Source organism: Paenibacillus sp. FSL R5-0470 (genome assembly GCF_037975205.1).
In the GTDB taxonomy this organism is placed as follows: Bacteria; Bacillota; Bacilli; order Paenibacillales; family Paenibacillaceae; genus Paenibacillus_AQ.
In genome coordinates this window covers 2,026,075-2,048,906 of the sequence record NZ_CP150238.1, presented here as the reverse complement: position 1 = coordinate 2,048,906, position 22,832 = coordinate 2,026,075, and the positions used below count along the sequence as shown (strand labels likewise).

The window sequence follows — 22,832 nt, the reverse complement described above, 5'->3', positions numbered from 1 at the left end:
CTGTTATGCCTTTGATTTTTTCAAAACAGCCCGGAAGCATTGTAACCCACCCCACAAATCTGTGGACACAGCATCTGCAGGCAACTCAAAATCCGTCTCCCCCCAATATTGAAAACCAGCCTGCAGCAGCAAATCATTCATAAGATTTAAGTTTACCGTTGGGTAATCAAACGTTAGCACGAGCAGCCCCTCTTCATTCAACGTTCGGTGAAATTCCCGTAAAGTGCCGACCGTATCCTCTAAGGTCAAATGCTCCAGCACTGATATGCAAAAAATAGTGTCAAAGCTCTCATCCTCATATGGAAGAGCCGTAAGATTGGCCTGAGCAAGATGCAAGTTGTTCGTTCTTCTAGCTATAACCTGCTTTGCCGCTTTTTCCCCGATCTCATCAGTAATCGCATCTAGGATGTCCTCCCGGTAAATAACCCTGCTGTCCATATCGCAAGCATAAACCTCTGCACATACCCCAGCTAAATAAAATTTCAAGGGATGAGGAATTCCACAAGCAGCATCCAGCACCACACCATGTGGAGAAATAAAGTTAATACACCACTCATATTCAAAGGGACGGCTCCACCAGGATTCTGGCAAATCATAAATTAACTTCTCACGGCTTGCATCTGAGTTTACAAAAAAACGCGAGACAAAGGGATGTGTTGGCATGGCCAGGACTCCTTTTTAACGGAATTTAAGGTAGTGAGAGTATATTCATGATTTGCTGATTCATTCCATAACCTTACATTGAGCGAGACAAACCAAAAAAAACGGCTGCTCCCTTAGGAACAGACCGTCTTTAAATATTAACCGTACAAATCTTATGAGTAAAAGGATAGAAGCTTGGCCTCAACTCCATGTTTCTCGATCAAATGATCTAGTAAAGCAAACCATTCCGCATCAACTGTGCATTGATCTGGATGAGCCTCGAACCAAGCAATTGACTGCTTTATCCCTTCAGAGAAAGGAACGGCAGCCTGGAAGTCAGGCACGAGACGTTTGATTTTACGATTGTCAAAAACACTGCTGACCGCTTGATCGCCGATCAAGCCATCCGCCGTCCCTGGAGGGGAGAAGGCTGTGATAAAGTCTGTAGAGATATGAACCACTTTCGGCTCCACACCTGCCGCTTGCCCAATGGCCGCATAGATCTGATTCCAGTTCAACACCTCATCAGAAGTAATATGAATGGCCTCCCCAATCGCTTCCGGATGCCCAAGCAATCCGACGAACCCTTTGGCAAAATCTGAGTTATGCGTCAGTGTCCACAAAGATGTTCCATCTCCATGGATGACTAAAGGCAAGCCACGACGGATACGATCAATCAAGGACCAAGGATGCTGTCCGCTCGTGAGTGCCGCAGGGATGGCTGTATTTCCGTAAGTATGGGAAGGACGAACAATCGTAACCGGGAATCCGCTGCTCTTGTGTGCTTCCATCAATAGCTGCTCACAAGCAATTTTATTTCTCGAGTATTCCCAATAAGGATTCTCCAGGGGTGTCTCTTCTGTGATTATATAATTACGCTGTGGCTTCTGATAAGCCGAGGCCGAGCTGATAAAAATGTACTGCTTCGTTTTACCTGTAAACAGGTCAATATCTGTCTGCACATGTTCCGGTGTAAAAGCGATCCAGTCTACCACTACGTCAAATTCATAATCTCGCAATACTTCGGCAGCCTCCGCCGGATTACGAATGTCACCTTGAATCACCTTCGCCCCATCCGGAACGAATTCGCCTCTTTGTCCTCTGTTGAACAAATACAGCTCTATTCCTTGTTCTACCGCGTGCGGGGATACAGCCTGGCTAATCAGTCCCGTACCTCCGATAAATAATACCTTCATTTCACACGCTCCTTATAGAGGATGTTCAAAAACCGTACTTTTTGAACTCTCATTTATAGTAAAAGTAAACCTGGCTCGTCATTTATTCATTAACGTAATCTCGCCATAAGTGCTTGGGCTGCCAATTCAGCAGCTTCTTCGCCTTCGCATTGCTGAGTAACGACTCATGGCCTTCCAGCGGCTGGCGGAAATCCGTCACCTCTGGATAACGTGCGGCCATTAACTCTCTGCTAGGAACAGCCATACTGGTCTCATCTGCGCATATATTAAGAGCAACTGCGCCCAATCCGTCCGTTTCAATCGCCAATTGGCAAGCTGTCGCTACATCCCGTGTATCAATATAACTCCACAGAATCCGATCACGCTGCGCGGGATCATGAATGAAGGAAGGGAAACGTTCATACGTCGATGGGTCAATGACATTTCCGATTCTTAGGGAAACGACTTGTATACCCGTTCTGCGCTGGAACATCTCTGCTGTCTTTTCATTCACAACTTTAGATAGACCGTAGCTGTCTTCAGGAAGTTGTGGATGATCTTCATCCATCGGTACATACTGGGGTCCCAACGGGTTAACCGCAAAACAGATGCCATAAGAGGATTCACTGGAAGCAATAACTGCTTTGCGAATGCCTAGTCCAGCAGCAGCCTCCAGAATGTTATAGGTGGATACTACATTATTTTGAAAGGTGACTTCACTCGTCTTTATATTTGCGGCCGGGATCGCAGCCAGATGCACAACTGCATCAGCGCCTGCAAGTACGCCGTACACTTCACCTAAATTATTCAAATCAGCAATGATCGTTTGGCACAAGGAATCTGGAGATTTTTGCGTATCCACATTCACAACCTCATACCCTTGCTCAACAAAATGCCGGACCACCCATCTGCCGAGCATCCCGCTTCCGCCAGTAACAACTACTTTCGCCATGATCATATCTCCTTTTTTATGAATCTATCTCTAGTTAAGAATCTCTTCAATTTTCTTAAGCATATCCTCGGAAAGCTCTATTCCCGAAGCCTTAACATTCTCTTCGACCTGCTGCGGACGACTGGCACCCACTAGCGCACTTGCTACATTAGGCTGACGCAGAATCCAAGCCAAAGCCAGATTTCCCACAGAAATATTCAACTCCGCAGCTACCCCGCTTAGTTGGCGAACCTTTTCAATCTTCTCTTCTGTAATCGCCTTTTTCAACCGATCCAGCTTAGCCGCACGGCTATCTTCAGGGATGTCCGCGTTATACTTTCCTGTTAACAGCCCTTGAGCCAGTGGAGAAAAAACAACCTGTCCAATGCCACGTCGCTCGCCGAGCGGAATAATTTCTTTCTCAATATAACGTTCGAACATATTATAAATCGGTTGGTTAACCACGATATGATCCAGTAAATAGCGGTCTGCTACAGCTAGCGCATCTGTCATTTGCGCCGCAGTCCACTCACTTACACCGACATAATATACCTTGCCTTGACGAACCAGATCATCCAGCGCACGTAAGGTCTCTTCAATTGGAGTTTCCGTATCGAAACGATGGCAATACATAATATCCACGTATTCTACGCCGAGACGCTGCAAGCTTGCGTGACATTGTTCCGTAATATGCTTGCGGGATAGACCACGATCGTTAGGCCCCGTCCCCATTTCGCCAAACACTTTAGTGGCCAGCACATAGGATTCTCTCGGATAGTTCCGCAAGGTCTCGCCTAGCACCTTCTCAGCAGCACCCTTTTCGTAAACATTTGCCGTATCAAAAAAATTCACGCCTAGGTCGTAAGCGGTTTCAATGGCTTTAACAGCATTATCTCTTTCTACATATCCTCCGTATGTCAGCCAGCTTCCCAGACTAATCTCGCTAACTTTTAGGCCTGTTCCACCTAATCTACGATATTTCATAATAACTGCTCCTTTCCATAGTTCCGTGTTATGATTTCGGCAGGTTGCCTAACGCACATATTCATTCTAGAATAGTTTGTATATAATAGGAAGAAGTGAAATTTAGTTTACTATATGATCTCTAGAGTAGTTACTATACAAGAGTATAGTGGCACCAAAACAGGAGGAGATTCTTTGACAACAGCTAAATCTAGCAATAATTATATCCCTAAAACCCCACTTACTATTGAATGTAATGTAGAAAAAACACTTGAGGTATTGGGCGGAAAATGGGCTTTTCTCGTACTAAGAGAGTTATTCGACGGTACCCAACGCTTTGGAGCACTTCAACGAAAAATCACTAATGTCAGCCCTCGTGCTTTGACTAGTACTCTACGCCATTTAGAGGAACACGGTGTGCTAGAACGCCATGTTTTTCCTACCGTACCGGTAACAGTGGAATATTCTTTAACTCCAAAAGGTGAGGATTTGCATCAAATTTTGAAGGAAATGAAACTATGGTCGGCCAAATGGACGTAGGTTTGGTAGGGTAGGTTGCGTTGTGCGCTAGAGAGTAATTAGTTATGATGGACTCAGAATGCTTGGGCAACGCAGAGCAGCGATCCTCCAATAACAGGAGAATCGCTGCTCTGTTGAACACTTATGGGACAACCTCTTCAGTATTTTTACTATAAGCTTAATATTTATCCACAACCGCGCCGAGTACTGCCGTATTTACATACGGTTTTCCTCTAAGGCTCTGCAGCTCCTTAGCAGTTCCTGTAACAACAACTCCCAATAGCTGTACGTCACTGGCATCCGGTGCCGCTTTATCCTTTTTCAAATAGTTCGAGATTCGCTCAAATTCTCCGTAATACTTGCCCTCTTTCTGAAGCCCATATGCTAGTGATTGTAAAAAACCCTCTGGTTTCGGTTTAAATAAGCCTTCCCAATTGACACCGTAACCGTATACTTGTCTCGCTGATTCCGGTAATGCATATTTATTCGGGCTGCTGTCATTCGTAATAAACTCAAGCTTCTTTTTATTGTCATACGTATCTACCCAATACCACTTCTGTGTCAGCTCTGTTGGCAGCATCTTCTCTACTTCTGCTTGTGTATAGCTTTTATCAAATGAAACTGCCATTTCTACCAGCTTACCAGGTTCCATTTGTTCAAGTGCAGGTAGGTCATTCAACACCTTTCCGTTATAATTCACCCCAGGTACATAGAACATCATTTCCCGCTGTCCATTTTGTCTGTTATATCCTCGGTAATATTCATAATTTTGGCTAGTCATTATTGGATCAGGAACATTAATACTAGAGTACCCCCTATTAAGCAGAGAAAAGCGGCTGCTCATACTGAATTCCAGCTTTTTAGTATCCCACACGACAGGTACACCCTCAACAACCTTGTACGTACTCAGTTCAACTTTGCCCGATAAAAAGCCTAAATCCAGCTCAGTTCTCAGTTCATGAAGATTAGGACTGCTAATTTCCATCATAATCCTCTCCTCATCCAGCCCACGCATCGCTAACCAGCTTGTCAGTTGAGTGATACCGAGCATGCCGCTAAGCAATACAATAATGGTCACGATCAGAGAAATGACCGTATTACGGATCATTGTTTTTCGTTTTGCTTTCTTAATTATTTTTGAAAGGTTTTGATCATCCTTTTGTTCCCATGGAGCCGTCATTCCGCTTCACCTCTGTATTTTTTTTGAAATTGCTTGCGGGCACGAAACAATGCCGATTTGACCGTATCCGTTGTGATCCCAAGGAGCTCAGCTATCTCCTGATAGGACAGCTCCAGCTCGTACTTCATAATAATGAGCTGTTTGTGGAGAGGAAGAAGCTCATCTAGTACACGTTCGATGTCCTCTCGTTTCTCTTTTAACAGCACATGATCCTCCGGCAGTTCCATATCTGGCACATCCACATAATCAATAGGAATGACTATCCGCTTGCTGCGGCGGCACAGATCATAATAACGATTAATCGCCACTTTATATAGCCATGCACTGAATTTGTTCTCATCAATGGAATCGATATACAAAAGCGCCTTATACACCGTATCCTGTACAATATCTTCAGCATCGGCTGCAGGTGCCCCGAGACGAATCAAGTATTTTTGAATTTCTAACATTTTCGGTTGAAGTATCTGATGTAGCTGCCCGGGCTTCATCCTGCACCTCCCTTCGTATGTATAACGGTTAAGTTCTCGAAATGTTAGCTGATAGTAGAAAAAACTTATAAAAGAAAAGTTTCGCAAAAAAATCCCCTTACCGCTAACAGTATATAGATACCGTATAGCGTAAGGGGTTCTCTTTAAAAAAAATATTTATTCACTTATAAAAGATTCATTTATTTTACCTCAGGAATGTATTGCTCTCCACCAATTTGCTGTCTCTCAAAGGAATGGTTCATACTAGCTTCCTGAATGTGTCCGTACGCCCAGTGTTTATCGCTGACGTCTTTCCACTTCTGCTGTGCTCCATGCAATGGTCCTCTGCCCAAAAGTCTGTTAATCATCACAACGGCTTCTGCACGAGTTAATGTCTGATTCGGACGGAATGTTCCATCCAAATATCCGTTGATAATACCAGCTGCTTTGGCCCCATCAATCGCATTTTTTGCCCAATGTCCACTATTAATGTCTTTAAAGCTGCTGGTCCCACTTTGTGCATTATCCAGCAAGCGCTCTACAATGATAGCCATTTCTGCACGAGTAATTAGCTGATTCGGCTTAAAGCTGCCATCTTCATACCCCTTCATTAATCCTTGTGCTGTAACTATACTAATAGACTGCAAAGCCCAATAAGTTGTATCTACATCTTTATAAGATAAGGAAACTTGTGCTTCATTCTTACCCCATAACCGTGCCAAAATCGTTGCCATTTCTGCACGGGTAATCATTCGTTCCGGGTTGAAGCTGCCATCCGCATAGCCTAAAATATATCCTTTATGCGATTCATGGACTACATTTGGATTGTTAGGTTGTTCCTTGTCCGTGCCACTATTTTTAGTAAGATTAGTGATTGTAGTGCCACCGGAAGTGTTCGTTCCTTCCGAATTATTCTCTTTATTCGGCTGAGCGGAGAAACTCACGATTTGAAAACGACTGAACTTCGAAATCTCAAATTGGATCCCTTTTGCTACGCCGTTCTCATATTGAATAGTTCCTGATACCAACTCTGTCGTGCCATCCGTATGTTCGATGAACACCTTTAAAGCGTCTAGGAAAGCTTGTCTATTCTCAGTTGGAATAGTAATTCCACTTAATGGGAGAACAACCTTTGTGGTAAATCCAGCAAAGTTTGTTTCAATCTTTCTTGGCAGACCCAGTAAGTTAATCTGATTCCCAGCAGCGGCTAAAGTAACCTTAGAGTCAGTATTCGCTGCTTTTTTAGCCTCACTATCCTCTTGTGCGTTCTTAATCGGTACAATTCGGAAATAAAGATCTGTCCCCTTAGCTGCTGCGTCTTTTAAAGCTTCCTGACTCAACTTTACAGAACCTTCATCGGTAAAGATATTCATACCCGCATTTCTGTCAGCCAGTGCCGAAACCGCTGCAGCCGGAATCTCTACGGCAATCTCATCTGCCTTATCATCTGCTTGCTGCTTAATCTCAACAGTTAGCGTCCGGTTATTAATATCTTCATCCTGAGGATTAAAAGAATTCGTCAGACTTTCCACTTTTGACGGATCAACGATAACAGTATCAATCTTAACCTGATTGCTGAGCGTTGTTCTGAGTATGTTCAGACTCTCCGTGTGAATCGTGTCATTTGCGTTTGCCTTTACATCAGCCGTTCTTCCACTCTCTTGGCGTGTATTTTCTTTTTCCTTCACTATGCTCTTGTTAGTAACAACCAGAAGGAAACTCTTTGTGATGTTGGCGGTACCCTTAGAGATCGTAGCGGTAACAATTACATTCTTATCACCAACTTCAGGTCTGTTCACGGTACCATGTTCCTCACCATCTTTGCTGGATAGCTTAAGAACATCGATATTGGTCGAGGTCCATGTAATCTTCGTTCCATGTTTTCCTTTACCAAGCAACAAGAATTCATTTGTAACTGACTCCCATGTATCTCCATCCGAGAATTTAAAAGCCTTATCTACCCCTAATGCTTTAGCAGCATCTCTAACAGCATCCTCATCTGACATTCTGACAATGGTCACTTTAAATGTCTTTGTACGCTTTTCACCAGTCTCTTTGTCAAGAATCGTTGCAGTTAAAGTGACTTCGATATCCCTTTCATCAGGTCCAGGCTGAACTACTTTACCCGTTGCACTAACGACATCCGGTTTACTTGATTCCCAAGTGATTGATGTTTTTCCTGAAGAACCTTTTTCAGTCAAATATAACGTTTCGGTCACATGCTTCGCATGATCCCCTGCACCATAGATAATATCCAACTTATTGTAATCATTTATTAGATTACTTAAGGATGGCTTCGTGGCATCCGTTGGGAACGGATCATCCTTATCATTGATTCCATCGTGATCTGTATCGGGATGCTTCGGATTGGTGCCGTTAATGAGTTCTTCTGTATCCGGAATACCATCGTTATCATCATCTGGATCTAGGCTATCTGGAATACCATCTCCGTCTGTATCCAGTTCGCCACCGTTACCTGGCTTCGTCGGGTCGGTTGGGAATGGATCATCCTTATCATTGATTCCGTCATGATCTGTATCTGGATGCTTCGGATTAGTTCCGTTAATGAGTTCCTGTTCATCGCTCAGGCCATCATTATCATCATCTGGATCTAGACTGTCCGGAATACCATCTCCGTCTGTATCCAGCTCATCACCGACTTTTCCCGGTTTCGTTGCATCCGTCGGGAATGGATCATCCTTATCGTTGATTCCATCGCCATCCGTATCTGCCTTCTTAGGATCTGTGCCGAGCACGATTTCCTGCTCATCGGTCAGACCATCGTTATCATCATCTGGATCTAGGCTATCTGGAATACCATCTCCGTCTGTATCCAGTTCGCCACCGTTACCTGGCTTCGTCGGGTCGGTTGGGAATGGATCATCCTTATCATTGATTCCGTCATGATCTGTATCTGGATGCTTCGGATTAGTTCCGTTAATGAGTTCCTGTTCATCGCTCAGGCCATCATTATCATCATCTGGATCTAGACTATCTGGAATGCCGTCTCCATCCGTATCCAACTCATCACCGGCTTTTCCCGGTTTCGTTGCATCCGTCGGGAATGGATCTTCCTTATCGTTGATTCCATCGCCGTCTGTATCTGCCTTCTTCGGATCTGTTCCGAGCACGATTTCCTGTTCATCCGTCAGGCCATCGTTATCATCATCTGGATCTAGACTATCTGGAATACCATCTCCGTCTGTATCCAGCTCACCACCACCGTTACCTGGCTTTGTCGGATCGGTTGGGAACGGATCTTCCTTATCATTGATTCCGTCATGATCTGTATCTGGATGCTTCGGATTAGTTCCGTTAATGAGTTCCTGTTCATCGCTCAGGCCATCATTATCATCATCTGGATCTAGACTATCTGGAATGCCGTCTCCATCCGTATCCAACTCATCACCGGCTTTTCCCGGTTTCGTTGCATCCGTCGGGAATGGATCTTCCTTATCGTTGATTCCATCGCCGTCTGTATCTGCCTTCTTCGGATCTGTTCCGAGCACGATTTCCTGTTCATCCGTCAGGCCATCGTTATCATCATCTGGATCTAGACTATCTGGAATACCATCTCCGTCTGTATCCAGCTCACCACCACCGTTACCTGGCTTTGTCGGATCGGTTGGGAACGGATCTTCCTTATCATTGATTCCGTCATGATCTGTATCTGGATGCTTCGGATTAGTTCCGTTAATGAGTTCCTGTTCATCGCTCAGGCCATCATTATCATCATCTGGATCTAGACTATCTGGAATGCCGTCTCCATCTGTATCCAGCTCATCACCGACTTTTCCCGGTTTCGTTGCATCCGTCGGGAATGGATCATCCTTATCGTTGATTCCATCGCCATCCGTATCTGCCTTCTTCGGATCTGTTCCGAGCACGATTTCCTGCTCATCTGTCAGACCGTCGTTATCATCATCTGGATCTAGGCTGTCCGGAATACCATCGCCGTCTGTATCCAGTTCGCCACCGTTACCTGGCTTCGTCGCATCCAATGGGAACGGATCATCCTTATCGTTGATTCCATCATGATCGCTATCGGGGTGCTTCGGATTCGTTCCAAGTACGTTTTCTTGTTCATCCGTCAGACCATCGTTATCATCATCTGGATCTAGACTATCTGGAATGCCGTCTCCGTCTGTATCCAGCTCAACACCAACTTTTCCCGGTTTCGTTGCATCCGTCGGGAATGGATCATCCTTATCGTTAATTCCATCGCCATCCGTATCTGCCTTCTTCGGATCTGTTCCGAGCACGATTTCCTGCTCATCTGTCAGACCGTCGTTATCATCATCTGGATCTAGGCTATCTGGAATACCATCTCCGTCTGTATCCAGTTCGCCACCGTTACCTGGCTTCGTCGGGTCGGTTGGGAATGGATCTAAGCTATCTGGAATACCGTCCCCATCCGTATCTGGTTCAGTCGTAAACGTCCAAGTTGCTTTATCCGTAATTCCAGCGTACTTGTTACCCGCAGCATCCTTAAACGCTCCAGCCGCAACAAGGACATAATATTCTGTACTTGGTTGTAAATAACCCACTTTCACACCGTTACCAGGCGTTACAATCATTGGATTAAACGTTACGGTGTTACCCAATACATTGACGCCCATAGCACCTGTTTCGAAGCTGTAGACAACACTATCATCAGATTTCTTGCGAATTTCAATTTTTTTACCCCACACATCTTGAACAGCTGAGCTGAATGTCAGCTTCAAATTTGTATCCGCTGCTACATTCGTAGCCCCTTTTACTGGCGAATAAGCTGTAGCTGTAAGATCCGTCTTTACTGGAGCTAATCCTGTCGTGAAGTTCCAAGTGGTCTTATCCGTAATTCCTGCAAAAGCGTTACCTTTCGCATCCTTTATTGCTCCGGCATCAACCTGTACATAATATTTCGTATTATAGTCCATATATTTTCCGTCATGATCTGACAGCATCAAATAAGGATTGATCGTCACTGTTTTGCCCGATACGCTAACACGGGTTATATCGCCCATATCGAATGTATAAATCACGCTGTTATCTAGCTCTTTTTTGAGTACTACCTTTTTGCCCGCTACTCCTTGTACATCTTTACTAAATGTAAGCTTCAAACTGGAGTCCACCCCAACATTTGTTGCCTCATCAGCAGGCGATAGTGTCGTTACAGTTGGTAGTGCGGTATCCGGTTTGGCTACCATTTCAAAGACCCATGTATTTTCTGCTACTTCCTTACCTACCGCAGGTGACCCTGAGAAATATCTATATTCCACAAAACCGTATAGTCCTTCGTAACTGTTTCCTGCTAAATCTACCAAAGCACCTTGATCAATGGTTACATAGTATTCTCGACCATAATCCAATTTGGTCTGTTTGATCGTTACTACGTTGCCTGTGATTGTTACTTTATTAGTATCATCAATAGCAATCAATTCTACCTCTTCAGGGGGTTGAGATTCATAAAAATTCTCAGAATAAGAAGCACTACCCGGCGACATGATTCTGATATATTTTTCTTCTCCCGCTACTGCCTTCACTTTCTCGCTGAACGTGACAGTGAGTTCCGTGTTCAGAGGTACTTTTGTTGCATTAATAGCGGGTGCCAGTGAGGTCACTATTGGAGCAGTTTCATCTGGCGCAACGGTTGTGAAGTTCCATTTCGTCTTGTCACTAATACCCGCATAGCTATTACCTGCGATATCTTGAACGGCTCCAGCTTCAATCTGCACGTAGTACCCAGTACCATACGCCAAATCTGTAGCAGGCTTAATCGTTATTTTGCTTCCAGATACCGTAACTTTCGTAGCATCACTCGCTGTTATCGTCTCTATAACACTGTCGTCTGCCTTGTTAAGAATCTTGATCGTTTTACCAGTCACCTTGACATTTTCACTGAACGCCAATACGAGGTTGGTATTCACCGGAACATCCTTGGCATCATTCGCAGGAGTCAATCCCAATACCGTTGGCGCGACTAGATCAGCTGGGGCTCCGGTTTTGAAATACCACGGAGCTGTGCCCATCTCCATTAGTACATTATTAATATACTGTACCGAAGTGGCAATCCCAACATAATCATTATTGAAGGTATCTTGGAAAGCTCCACTATCCATGGTTACATAATAATATTTATTATTTGCCATGTTTTTTGCTGGATTGATCGTAACTTTATTGCCTGAAATCGTCACTTTTGTAGTATCACTCGTGGAAATCCGTTCGAACTCGACTGCCTCAGTATAATTGTTAGATGATCCATCCGAGAACATTGTTCCCGGTACCATAATCCTTATAAATTTCCCCCTGCCCGCTCGTACGTTTTCACTAAAAGTTAGAGTCAAATTAGCATCTGTTGCTACATTCAATTCTTTCTTCGCAGGAGAGAACTCTGTTGCTATAGGTACAGTGGTATCATTACCGGCGCCTGTTTTGAAATCCCATACCTCAGCACCCGTGAAGCCATCCGGCACATGGACTTGGCCATCAAGAATCTCTATCTCTCCATTCAATCCCTCATAGAGATTACCTGCTGAATCCTTAAACGCTGCCGGGTCGATCTTCACGAAATAATTCGTTTTATAATCTAGGTCAGCAGCTGGGTTGATCTTTACAACATTGTTCGAAATCGTCACTTTACTTGTATCATCAGCGGCGATCGTCTCTATTTTGGTTGAGTTTGCAAGCACCTCCGGATATTCGGAACCACTGGCGTTAGAAGTAACTTGTGGTTTCCAAATCGATATATTTTTACCCGAAACGGCCTTTACACCTTCATTAAAGGTCAACGTAAGGTCTGAGTCGACCTTTACATTCTGCGCATTTTTCTCAGGGGCATATGTCGATACTATCGGCGCATCTTTATCCTCTGGACCACCACTATTCCCGGGGTCTGTATTAACAGCTACAGCTACAGGAACCATGAAGGTACCTACCATAAAAGGTCCTGGGCTGAGTGGTATCGTCTTAATAACTGAGTTCGTAGTTGTATCAATTACGCTCATATTATCCGAAGTATAATTAACTGTGTACGCTTGAAGACCATCTTTGGAAATACCAATAACGTATGGATTACCACCAACAGAAATTGTGGATTCCACTTCAAGAGTGGCCGTATTGATCACCGACAACGTATTGTCATATGTATTTACGGCATACACTTTACTGCCATCTGGACTCACTTCTGTTGCAGAGGTTTCCTTACCAAGCGTTACATCGGCTTCTTTAACCCCGGTTGCCGTATCGATAATAGACACTGATCCAGGTTGTTGTTCAGGTCCCATATTAGCTACATAAATCTTGGTGCCTGCGGCATTTACTGAAAGTCCAAATGGACGCTGCCCTACAGGAATCTCCGAAATTACTGAATCGCTTAGCATATCTACTACAGAAACCATACCCGCTTTATGCCTTGTTACATAAAGCATATCTCCAATTATAACCATTGCAATTGGCTCACCTGGCGCTGTTATTACATTAACGACCTCAAGTGTTCTCGTATTAATAACCGAAAGTGTACCATCAAATTTATTTGCCACATAGGCTTTGCTCCCATCCCGATTAAAGGCAACCCCATTTGGATCCTTCCCAACTGCAAGTGTTTTGCTAACGCTATCCGTTGTCGGGTCAATAACTGAAACGGTATTATCTAACCGGTTCGTTACAAATACCTGTGTTTTATCCGGATTTATAGCAGCACTATTGGGTGTCCTTCCCACTTTAATCTTCGCCTTCTCCACCGTCAAATCTAACAGATTTACAACATCAACGGTGCCATTAGAAAAGCTAGTAATGTACGCTTTATTGAATACCTGAACTGAGCTATCTTCAGCCGCATATACACGCCCTCCTTCCCTAATAAATAGGGACGAGCTTATGTTGACCAGTAATACAACTAACAGAATGCTGATTGCCTTCTTGGACCTGACTAATCGAAGCACACTCTCAACTTCTTTCCTATGTATTTTGTTACTCCCATGTTTAGGAAAATCATATCAACCACAACTCACCAAATTCTCACAAATTGTCGGTTAATGCCGAACAAAAGAAAAAAACAGAGAGATTTCTCTCTCTGCTGTAACTTTTTTCATATAAATACTAGGCCAGATATGCAGCTACACGTTCTTTAAACTCTGATGAAGGAACCATTCCCAGCTCCGTACGATAAGCAATCTCGAATTTCTCATAGAGCCGTGCGATCTTATCCTTATTTCCGAGCCTAGCATATATATCAATCATTTGCTGGTTCATCTCTTCATGAAGAGGATATAAACCCAAGAACTTTTCTAATCGTTGCTCCGCTTTATGCCAATCCTGAGTAGCACAATCTCTATCCACTAGCAATCGAGTCCAGGTTGTAAAATACTTGCAATAAGCTTCCTCCAGCGAAATCTTCCATAGATAAGGCTTTCCATCCAACAGGGGCCCCTGATATAAGAAACAAAGCCGCTCCATTTGAGTAGTGTTTTGTTTCCCTTCAGCCATTTCTAAATGAAACCTTTGATAATCAAGAGCATCATAACTTTCATTTCCGGTCTCCAGCATATAACCATCATTCATTTTACGGATTTCCATGCCGAAGCCCTTTTCTTTTAGCATTTTTTTCAAGAGGTAAATCGTATTATACAGGTTGGATGCCCCTCTCTCATCCTGCATATCTGGCCATAACAAATCAATTATTCTCCATTTACTGATATAACGACCTGCGTTACATAGAAAATATGCGAATAATTCCTCTGCTCTGCGCGTTCGAAAATGAATGGGCTTGCCTTCTGAATCACAAACTTCAAATCCGCCAAAACAGCGGATCATAGGCCTCGTTTTCTTTGGCTCTAGGATCACCGCAGGTCTCATTCGTTTAATAAGTCGTTCAGTGACTCTGTTGATCGCTTCGGGTGTTATTGGCTTAAGTATATAATCTAGTGCACTAACCTCGAATGCTTCCAGTGCATAATTCTTGTAGGCCGTTGTAAATACAATTTCCGGTTGATGCATCAGCTTCTGAATTCTGCTTGCCAGCTCAATACCATTCATCTTAGGCATTTCAACATCTATAAACACGACATCCGGTTGTAAATCAGGTATGCATTCCAGTGCCTCTAATGGATTTGAGAAGGCCCCGCTAATGGTATAATCTGGATTACGACCGATCAGTACCTTCATCAAATTCAAAATTGGCTTCTCATCTTCAACAATCACTACACGAATCATCGTGTTTCTCCCTCCATGCCCCCAAGGCTTGCTGGTAAATACATTGTTACTTTGGTCCCAAACCCAAGGTCGGAATGAATGGTTAGGGTAGCTCCGGGTATAGCGCCTAGACGCTTTCGAATGTTATGGATTCCAATACTGCCATCCAGCTGCTCGTCTCCAGTTAATTGATATAGCAAGTCATCTGGCATACCCACACCATCATCTTCGATGATAACTTTCATATAGTTACTACCTGCTTGAACCGTGAGCGAAACTCTGCCCTGACCCTCTTTTTCAAACAATCCATGTCTGATCGCATTTTCAACAAATGGCTGAATACATAAGGAAGGGATTTCAACAGAACGCAGACCCTCATCCATAAAAAAAATAAAATCAAACCGTTCTCCAAAACGCGCTTTTTCGATCTCCACGTAGGCTTGAATCAGCTCTAACTCCCGGTGCAAAGGAACAACTAAAGTGGAACGGTCCATATCGAGAATATAACGGATGTATTGACTTAACATGGATAACAAATAGGCGGCTTTCTCTCCATCTGTATAACAGAAAGAGATCACACTGCTCAGTGCGTTATACAGAAAATGCGGTTTGATTTGCGCTTGATGAAAGGCATACTCATTTCGTATCGCTTCTTGTATCGATGTCTTCATTGCAATCAGCGTTTGAATTCTCGCAATCAGCGTTTCTCCATCAAATGGCTTAGTTATATAATCATTCGCCCCAGCCCTGAAGCCAAGCGCAATATCTGTTGGCGCGTCTTTTACTGTAGCAAACAAAATAGGTAAATCCAGAATGGAGTAACGCACCCGCAACGTTCGGCACAACTCAATTCCTGAAATCCCCGGCATCATGACATCTAATATAACTAGGTCCATATTAGGGTACTGCTCCATTTTGTCCATTGCTTCATTCGCTGAAAACGCCGTAATTACATTGTAATGATGCCGTCTTAAAATATTCAACAGAATATGAATGTTAGAGGCCTCATCATCCACAATTAGGATCGTATATCCACTCTGATCCACTATATCAAGCGATGTCTGCTCAAAATGCGCGTGCTGCCCCCCCCCTGTAGCTGCTACTTCGCGGTAGCCTGGGATCCGCTCGATTTTGGGCAAGGTGAAAATCATTCGAGTGCCTTGACCAACCTCAGACCAATCCACCCGAATCTCACCGCCCATCCGCTCAATTAGCTTTCTGCTAATATACAGACCCACACCCATTCCTGTGTAACCATCTTGCGGAAGTGGTTTATCGACTTGTTCAAAATATTCAAATATGGCGGTATGCATATCAGGGGATATCCCAGTTCCTGAATCTTCCACCGTAACAGATACTGTATTCCCCTCTACATAAGATTTTATGGTAATAAATCCTTTATCTGTATGTTTGATCGCATTATGAACTAAATTGTACATGACTTGTCTTAATCGACTATCATCCGCAAGCACCCACACATCGGGTTCCACCTGATTATCTAATCGCACAGATTTCCCTGCGAGCTCAAACTGCAACACATCAAATACAATTTGTGAAGCCACCCTTAGATCAACCACTGTCTGCTGTAGTCGTAATTCTCCATGCTTCAAAAGACTAACATCAATCAAATCCTGAATGAGCATAGACAGTTTTGTAGAAGTGTCCTTAATTAACCAAAGATTCTGTTTCTGTAATGGATACAGATTATCTTCGCCATCTTCTAATAAAAAGGATGTCATATTCATAATGCCATGCAGCGGAGTTTTGATCTCATGAGAAGTGTTCATCAGAAATTCATCTTTAAGCTGGTTCGAGATTAGTAACTGACGGGACAGCATTTCCGTCTTATCATAAGTGTTTGAGAATCGTACAGCTAACATAATATTGAAGAAAACAATAAAACCAATGACTCCGCACTTACCCACCAAATCGGTCTGCAGAACATTTTCAGAGTAAAGACTTACATCTAAGAAAAAAATCAGGAGCGAAATCGCACCACCAATGAACAAAAATAGTTCTTTTCGATCCGTCGTCTGGCTCTGGCTGCGAACATATAAATAGATCATTCTGACTATGATTACCACCATAACGATTCCAAGATAGGTTACGAATAGATACTTCATACGAATGTGTACACCATAAGGGAGCACCAAAACCGATACAAGATACAGGACAAATGGAGACAACACAATCTTCATCCTCTTACTTGACATCAACCGGGACTCGACCGAGCAGTAAAACATAATAATGATAATCGAACCGACAAACTGGCTTATTTCCAATAGCTTGTAAGTTGATTCAAAAGGGAAATGGGGTAGTAACTGTTGAAATATCTTCTCTCCATATAGAGAATTGTTCAAAGAAAGAATAAGCAAATATAAACCGCTGAGCAAATAGGCCTTTTCTCTACGCCCAACGAAATAGAAGCTGAGATGATATGCTCCAAACATCCCCAGGATCAATATAATTCCAATGTCAGTACCCGTCTGAATACTGTTCAGTTTTGTAATATCCCTGTGCACGCCCAGTGGGATTGAATTCACGATCCCCCCAGTAATAAAGTTGAAGTTAGACACTTGAATTACAATTTCTATCTCTTGGGTATTAGACTGAAAAAATACCGTATACGGAGTATTCCCTGGCTTAAATGACTCACTTTCTGTTGAAGGAACCCCGTCCTCTCCTTCCTGCTTCCCATTGATAAATAACTTTTGAGACATACGGATACTTCTTATTTTCAAACCAAGAATCTCATCCGAATCTTTGACCAACACTTTAAGTCGATAGGTGCCAGCCCCTTTACGGTCCATTCCATCTTCTATGATCTTGCCTTTCCATGTGCCTGGGACAGATAGATATGTAGATTTCTTATCTATACTTTGCTGAATCTCAGATGGACTCAGTAATTTATTTTCATAAAACTCCCATTCTCCGTCTAGATCAACTAATCCCTGTTTCTCAAAGTCCCATCTCGACAAATCCAGTACGCCCTGCTTGGCCACCGGGGTATCTTGGTCCTGAATCGTTGGGGAAATAATACTTACTAATAGGGAAAAGGCAAGGATAAAAAACAACCCCATCCCAACTATTCCACGATATTTCATCGTCCTCAACCTTCAGGCTCCTCTCACCAGCGAGTAATTCTACCATTCTACCCCGCTGCTCTCACAAAAATCTCTCAAAGTCCCGCCTGTAAGTTACTTCCAGACACTGTAATTGTTTGCTGACGTTACTCAGTATAATCGGCACTTAGGTAGGCGTCTATCTACATTTCAAGCCTTTAATCGACGTTCAAACGCCTTTGGAAGGAGTAGCGTAGCAATCACACCTATAACTATCACCGAAACGATGGATACGGTCAGATGCAATATCGGTATACCAAAAATATTATAAGATACATATTTTTCGATTAAGGATGTGCTCATGATTACACCTGATGGCAAAAAATCTATCCAATCACCAACAACACCTGGCAGTGAGAAATAAGGCAACATGACTAAACATGCCGCTAGTCCAAGAGTACTTAGACTGCTCCGAAACAAAGCGGAGATCAGCGCAGTCAATAATAAAAGGCCACATGCTGCTAGCAAGGTTACGGCATATTTTAAGAGCATGCCCTGAAGCTGGGTTAAGTCATATGGGCTTTCTACAAAGTAACTATTCAAGGGCGCATTCCAACCCACGAAACCAAACGGCAAACAAGAAAACAATATACATACACCGTAAAAAAGTGTCACAAAGCCACCGGTTACTATAAATCCCGCTAACAATTTTGCAGTGACAATCTTAAGTCTCCCATTCTTACTGGATAGAATAAGAGAATCCATTCTGTAGTTTGCCTCACCGGAATATAGTGGTGCCAAAGCGAAGACTAGAATCAGACCTATCAGCATGTTGCCTACACCCGGGATTGAAAAAAATCTGTACAGAGATCCCCAGTCATTCGTCACATAAAATCCGGGCGGCCGAATCCCTTCCAGCATTGAAAGTCTTTTCGTAACATCCTTTAGTACATATGACCCTTGATCCTGCCTCTCCAGCAGAGCTTTCTGCCCTCTTAAATCGTTCAAATTTTTATTGAATAGATCCAGACTATAAGCCGAAGCTGCATAACGCTGCTCCAGAATTCGAGTCATTTTTTGCTCTTTAGATCCCACGCTATCCTCGGCATATTCTTCTTTAAGCCTTGGTGCGTATTTAAGAGCTAACTCTGGTTGAATCGGTCCCGTATGTGCAGCGATAACTTCGGGTTTTTCCTTATTTACAACCAACAGACTATTTGTACCGGATGGATAGAAGCTGATAAAATAGAAAATTGCAATCGCCAAACCTCCTGCTATGGAAATCCAGACTCTAAGAATCATGATTTTACGGAACTCAAATATAATCAGACGTCTCATGCGAATTATCCCCTCCGAAAGTAGTGCATATATACATCCTCTAGTGAAGGATTCACTAACCTTGCGTCCTCACATGGTGGATCTTTACTAACTACCCGAAGCGCTAATCCGTTATCTGTCTGCTGTACGTTAACCACAGTACCCTTTTCTTCGATTTGAGCGAGCATCCGTCCAGGGACATCTGCCTCCCAAACCTCCCCTTCCAAATCAAAGGTCAAGTCCTTAATCGTTCCTTGACGGAGTAGCTCTCCTCGCCCCATCAGAAGCACCTGCTTGGCGATATGATCGACATCGGAAACGATGTGGGTTGACAAAATAACAATACGCTCAGCTGAAATTTCAGAAATCAGATTTCGAAATCGCACGCGTTCCATAGGATCTAACCCTACCGTCGGTTCATCCAGAATGAGAATACTCGGATGATTAAGCAAAGCTTGAGCGATGCCGAGTCTACGCTTCATGCCGCCGGAATACTTTCCGCATTTTTTATCCATCTCTCCAGATAGATTCACCGTTTGAGCCAACACCTCTATACGGTCGCCTGCCTCCTTCTTGGACAGCCCCTTTAGAGCGGCAACATAATACAAGAAATCGCGAGCTGAAAAATGATTGTACATCCCCAGATCTTGTGGCAAATAACCAATCTGAGCCCGGTACAAATCCCCCATCTCATCCTTGTTCTGTTCATTCAGCAGTACCTTTCCACGAGTTGGATATAGAACATCTGCAACAATACGCATCAATGTCGTTTTTCCTGTTCCGTTGGGACCTAGAAGGCCATACACACCAGGAGACATAGTAAGGTTAATGCTATTCAAAATCCGCTTCTTGCCGAAATTATGCTCGATACCCTGCAGCTTAAGCTCCAATCAGAAACCCTCCTTTTCTCAGCATTCTGGATTGAAAGATCATAGCCACCGTAAAAATAGCTACTGACAGAATAGTGAGTCCCATCAATCCAAGTAATTGGACGGAGGTTGCCCAGTTCGCTACCACTTCTCCTGAAAAGAGAAGCATCCAAAAAAAAGGCAGCATGGAGAGCACAGTCGTCAGATGTCTAAAATTACGGATCTGACCAGACAATACTAACGCTGCAGCCCCATTGATTAGAATCGGAATGAACCATAACAGTGTCGTACGGAACACCAGTTCATGATCCCTTACTGGGAATGCCATTACGGTAACACAAAGGTTAAGCAGTATTGAAATCACACCTGCTATAAGGAAGCGTGCTTGTACATACTTATGCAGAGGGATTCGAAAGCTCCGTGCAAGTTCACCCATCCCACAGAGTATATTACGCGCCGTATGGGAGACGACCACCAGTAAAGGCATGCAACCCACAATAGACAAAATAAACATGGGACTGACCATCTCTGTAACGCTTAAAACTAGATATCCAATTACAAACAAGATCACGCCAAGTACAAGCTCTCTCCACCATCCTTGTGAAAAAAGAATCTTTATCTGTTGCCGAGCCGATAGAGGAACTGGAGATTCCTGCGCCGGTAAAGCTCGCTTGGAGCTTCTCCATCGATTCATTGCTTCTTCTGCAAAACCGTCAAGTAGCGGTGGTTCAGGAATATACTTAATATGAGTCACGATCTCATTCAGTTCCTCTGACGTCATCTCGTGCTGTAAATTCAATTTCATGTAATCTTGTTCATTACGTTGAGTGCTCATTTCTTTACTCCTTTCTTAAAAGGGTGGGATAAAGCATTTGGCTTGGTCTGCTTAAGTAGCTCACGTAGTTTCAATAAAGAGCGGCTCACCCTAGATTTCACTGTAGACTCCGGTTCATGGGTTATTGCAGCTATTTCTGTAAACGTAAATTCATATTTATACCTTAATAAGAGTGCATCTCTTTGATCATCTGGAAGCGAGCAGATTGCGGCGTATACCGTTTTAACCTCTTCACGAAGTAATATGCCTTCTAAAAAATCTTCGTCAACTGTGATCTCATCAGATATGCTTTGGTTCAACTCTGCTTGCCGAGTACTTTTACTGCGAAAATAGTCAATGCAGACATTTTGTGCGATTGCCATCAGCCAAGCCCGAAAGCTTCCGTGTTCATTTTGATACCTGTCGAGCTTGGCCCATGCTTTTTCATATACGGTCTGTGCAAGATCCCAAGCTAATTCATCATTATGTATTTTCCATCTGATAAATCGATAGACATCACTATAGGTATGCCGAATTAATAACTCCACGGCTGCTTCATTCCCTTGCTGTGCTTCTACGATCCATTTGTCCTCGCTAATTTCATTTCCCCTCCAATCTTTCACTCTACTACATATAACGAAATCACCTATGAACTAGACGCATCCTACTATGTACATTTTTACTAGAATCCATAATTCCACATAAAAAAGCCACCCAGAACATGGTTCTGACTAGACTAAAATAAGATACAATCCAGATACAACTTACCTATCCACCCCAAGCATCTCCAGCCCAAGCCGTACACGAATATCTTCTGCATTCTCAGTTAAATAAAGAGCGTAAGCCTTTATAATCGGCGTGTCTAACTCACATTGAAGTTGAAATAGCTTCTGTTGATCGAGATAAGGTTGGGCTATAGATCGTGGTAGAAATCCAAAGCCTGCTCCTAGTAGCAGCATGTCCAGCATAATCATTGAGTGATCGGTCTGAAGTGTCGGCACATAGCCCGCTCCAACGATACTAGTAAACCATTCCGGAAACGGACCTCCCCACTCTAAATGACAATACTCCCGCTGAAAAAAATCCTCCCTGCTTACAGGCGTTTCTCTTAATCGTGTGGAGACCAGAATAATCTCATCTTCAAACAGGAGATGTCTGGTCACCTTAGGATGTTCCGGCGGGTCATATTTAATAGCAACCTGGACTATTCCATCCAGCAAAAGATCACGGATCATATAGCTAGAATCAATATAACTTAGGAATTTGATAGCTACCTTGGGATGATCACGTCTAAATGAAAGAATATGCTGCAGGTAATAATAATGCCATACGGACCCGGGTCCACTCAAAATGATATAGTTCTCCAGTTCTTCGGATAGAGTTACCTTACTCTCTTCAAACAAACGAAGCATCCGCTCAGCATATGGAACAAAAGATATCCCTGCCTGCGTTAAGCTAACATTCCGGTTATCACGAGTAAAGAGCACCTTGCCCACGGAGTTTTCTAAAGCTTTTATTCTTGCAGTAACAGCGGACTGGGAGATATGTAGATGTTCTGAGGCCTTGGTGAAATTTCGAATTCTGCATACCGCCAAAAAAGCTTCTAATTGAGATAAGTCCATGGATAACACCCTCTATGATTCAAAATATTAATGATTAAGATCTATAAAATTCGTTATACAAATTATATGTATTCAGTTATGATTTCGCTATATTTTTAAA

15 protein-coding genes are annotated in these 22,832 nt (G+C 43.3%); 1 reads left to right on the top strand and 14 read right to left on the bottom strand.

The window, feature by feature from the left end:
* Positions 1 to 3: 3 nt before the first annotated feature.
* The 4 genes from MKY99_RS08790 to MKY99_RS08775 all read right to left on the bottom strand — a co-directional run bounded on the left by MKY99_RS08790 (position 4) and on the right by MKY99_RS08775 (position 3,732).
* Positions 4 to 663 (bottom strand): class I SAM-dependent methyltransferase, encoded by a 660-nt coding sequence (locus MKY99_RS08790; RefSeq protein ID WP_339269939.1) that lies wholly within the window; start codon positions 661 to 663, stop codon positions 4 to 6.
* A 152-nt stretch (positions 664 to 815) separates the two neighbouring features.
* A complete protein-coding gene (locus MKY99_RS08785) occupies positions 816 to 1,838 on the bottom strand; it encodes an SDR family oxidoreductase (protein ID WP_339269937.1) in 1,023 nt (340 codons plus the stop codon).
* 82 nt (positions 1,839 to 1,920) lie between these two features.
* On the bottom strand, positions 1,921 to 2,769 hold the full coding sequence (locus MKY99_RS08780; protein ID WP_076283337.1) for an NAD(P)-dependent oxidoreductase: 849 nt from the start codon (positions 2,767 to 2,769) through the stop codon (positions 1,921 to 1,923).
* A gap of 30 nt (positions 2,770 to 2,799) precedes the next feature.
* Complete coding sequence (locus MKY99_RS08775; RefSeq protein WP_042186453.1) at positions 2,800 to 3,732, bottom strand: aldo/keto reductase family protein; 933 nt, start codon at positions 3,730 to 3,732, stop codon at positions 2,800 to 2,802.
* 174 nt (positions 3,733 to 3,906) lie between these two features.
* Between MKY99_RS08775 and MKY99_RS08770 the strand changes: the two genes are divergently transcribed.
* Complete coding sequence (locus MKY99_RS08770) at positions 3,907 to 4,251, top strand: helix-turn-helix domain-containing protein (RefSeq protein ID WP_042186450.1); 345 nt, start codon at positions 3,907 to 3,909, stop codon at positions 4,249 to 4,251.
* A 157-nt stretch (positions 4,252 to 4,408) separates the two neighbouring features.
* On the opposite strand, the gene MKY99_RS08765 is transcribed toward MKY99_RS08770, so the two are convergent.
* The 10 genes from MKY99_RS08765 to MKY99_RS08720 all read right to left on the bottom strand — a co-directional run bounded on the left by MKY99_RS08765 (position 4,409) and on the right by MKY99_RS08720 (position 22,732).
* Positions 4,409 to 5,410, bottom strand: coding sequence for an anti sigma factor C-terminal domain-containing protein (locus MKY99_RS08765; protein ID WP_339269933.1), 1,002 nt, complete (start codon positions 5,408 to 5,410; stop codon positions 4,409 to 4,411).
* The gene (locus MKY99_RS08760) at positions 5,407 to 5,898 is read right to left on the bottom strand and encodes an RNA polymerase sigma factor (protein WP_042186445.1); all 492 of its coding nucleotides are present in this window, start codon (positions 5,896 to 5,898) and stop codon (positions 5,407 to 5,409) included. The genes MKY99_RS08765 and MKY99_RS08760 overlap by 4 nt, the downstream gene beginning before the upstream one ends.
* A 179-nt stretch (positions 5,899 to 6,077) precedes the next feature.
* Positions 6,078 to 13,799 carry an Ig-like domain-containing protein gene (locus MKY99_RS08755; RefSeq protein ID WP_339269931.1) on the bottom strand — a complete coding sequence of 2,574 codons (7,722 nt, stop codon included), beginning with the start codon at positions 13,797 to 13,799 and terminating at the stop codon, positions 6,078 to 6,080.
* Positions 13,800 to 13,956: 157 nt separating this feature from the next.
* Complete coding sequence (locus MKY99_RS08750) at positions 13,957 to 15,069, bottom strand: response regulator (protein ID WP_339269929.1); 1,113 nt, start codon at positions 15,067 to 15,069, stop codon at positions 13,957 to 13,959.
* Positions 15,066 to 18,152 (bottom strand): ATP-binding protein, encoded by a 3,087-nt coding sequence (locus tag MKY99_RS08745; protein WP_339271560.1) that lies wholly within the window; start codon positions 18,150 to 18,152, stop codon positions 15,066 to 15,068. Before MKY99_RS08745 ends, MKY99_RS08750 begins: the two co-directional genes overlap by 4 nt.
* Positions 18,153 to 18,320: 168 nt before the next feature.
* Positions 18,321 to 19,448, bottom strand: coding sequence for a hypothetical protein (locus MKY99_RS08740; RefSeq protein ID WP_339269927.1), 1,128 nt, complete (start codon positions 19,446 to 19,448; stop codon positions 18,321 to 18,323).
* Positions 19,449 to 19,453: 5 nt separating this feature from the next.
* Positions 19,454 to 20,317: an ABC transporter ATP-binding protein gene (locus tag MKY99_RS08735; RefSeq protein WP_076301124.1), complete on the bottom strand. Its 864-nt coding sequence runs from the start codon at positions 20,315 to 20,317 to the stop codon at positions 19,454 to 19,456.
* Positions 20,307 to 21,131 carry a hypothetical protein gene (locus MKY99_RS08730; protein WP_339269924.1) on the bottom strand — a complete coding sequence of 275 codons (825 nt, stop codon included), beginning with the start codon at positions 21,129 to 21,131 and terminating at the stop codon, positions 20,307 to 20,309. The genes MKY99_RS08735 and MKY99_RS08730 overlap by 11 nt, the downstream gene beginning before the upstream one ends.
* Complete coding sequence (locus tag MKY99_RS08725) at positions 21,128 to 21,733, bottom strand: RNA polymerase sigma factor (protein WP_339269922.1); 606 nt, start codon at positions 21,731 to 21,733, stop codon at positions 21,128 to 21,130. The genes MKY99_RS08730 and MKY99_RS08725 overlap by 4 nt, the downstream gene beginning before the upstream one ends.
* A 141-nt stretch (positions 21,734 to 21,874) precedes the next feature.
* A complete protein-coding gene (locus MKY99_RS08720) occupies positions 21,875 to 22,732 on the bottom strand; it encodes a LysR family transcriptional regulator (protein ID WP_076301126.1) in 858 nt (285 codons plus the stop codon).
* Positions 22,733 to 22,832 lie beyond the last annotated feature (100 nt).

What these genes read in the sequence shown, in the direction of transcription:
- MKY99_RS08790 (WP_339269939.1), bottom strand. Translation starts at nt 663, where the DNA reads ATGCCAACACATCCCTTTGTCTCGCGTTTTTTTGTAAACTCAGATGCA.
- MKY99_RS08785 (WP_339269937.1), bottom strand. Translation starts at nt 1,838, where the DNA reads ATGAAGGTATTATTTATCGGAGGTACGGGACTGATTAGCCAGGCTGTA.
- MKY99_RS08780 (WP_076283337.1), bottom strand. Translation starts at nt 2,769, where the DNA reads ATGGCGAAAGTAGTTGTTACTGGCGGAAGCGGGATGCTCGGCAGATGG.
- MKY99_RS08775 (WP_042186453.1), bottom strand. Translation starts at nt 3,732, where the DNA reads ATGAAATATCGTAGATTAGGTGGAACAGGCCTAAAAGTTAGCGAGATT.
- MKY99_RS08765 (WP_339269933.1), bottom strand. Translation starts at nt 5,410, where the DNA reads ATGACGGCTCCATGGGAACAAAAGGATGATCAAAACCTTTCAAAAATA.
- MKY99_RS08760 (WP_042186445.1), bottom strand. Translation starts at nt 5,898, where the DNA reads ATGAAGCCCGGGCAGCTACATCAGATACTTCAACCGAAAATGTTAGAA.
- MKY99_RS08750 (WP_339269929.1), bottom strand. Translation starts at nt 15,069, where the DNA reads ATGATTCGTGTAGTGATTGTTGAAGATGAGAAGCCAATTTTGAATTTG.
- MKY99_RS08745 (WP_339271560.1), bottom strand. Translation starts at nt 18,152, where the DNA reads ATGAAATATCGTGGAATAGTTGGGATGGGGTTGTTTTTTATCCTTGCC.
- MKY99_RS08740 (WP_339269927.1), bottom strand. Translation starts at nt 19,448, where the DNA reads ATGAGACGTCTGATTATATTTGAGTTCCGTAAAATCATGATTCTTAGA.
- MKY99_RS08730 (WP_339269924.1), bottom strand. Translation starts at nt 21,131, where the DNA reads ATGAGCACTCAACGTAATGAACAAGATTACATGAAATTGAATTTACAG.
- MKY99_RS08720 (WP_076301126.1), bottom strand. Translation starts at nt 22,732, where the DNA reads ATGGACTTATCTCAATTAGAAGCTTTTTTGGCGGTATGCAGAATTCGA.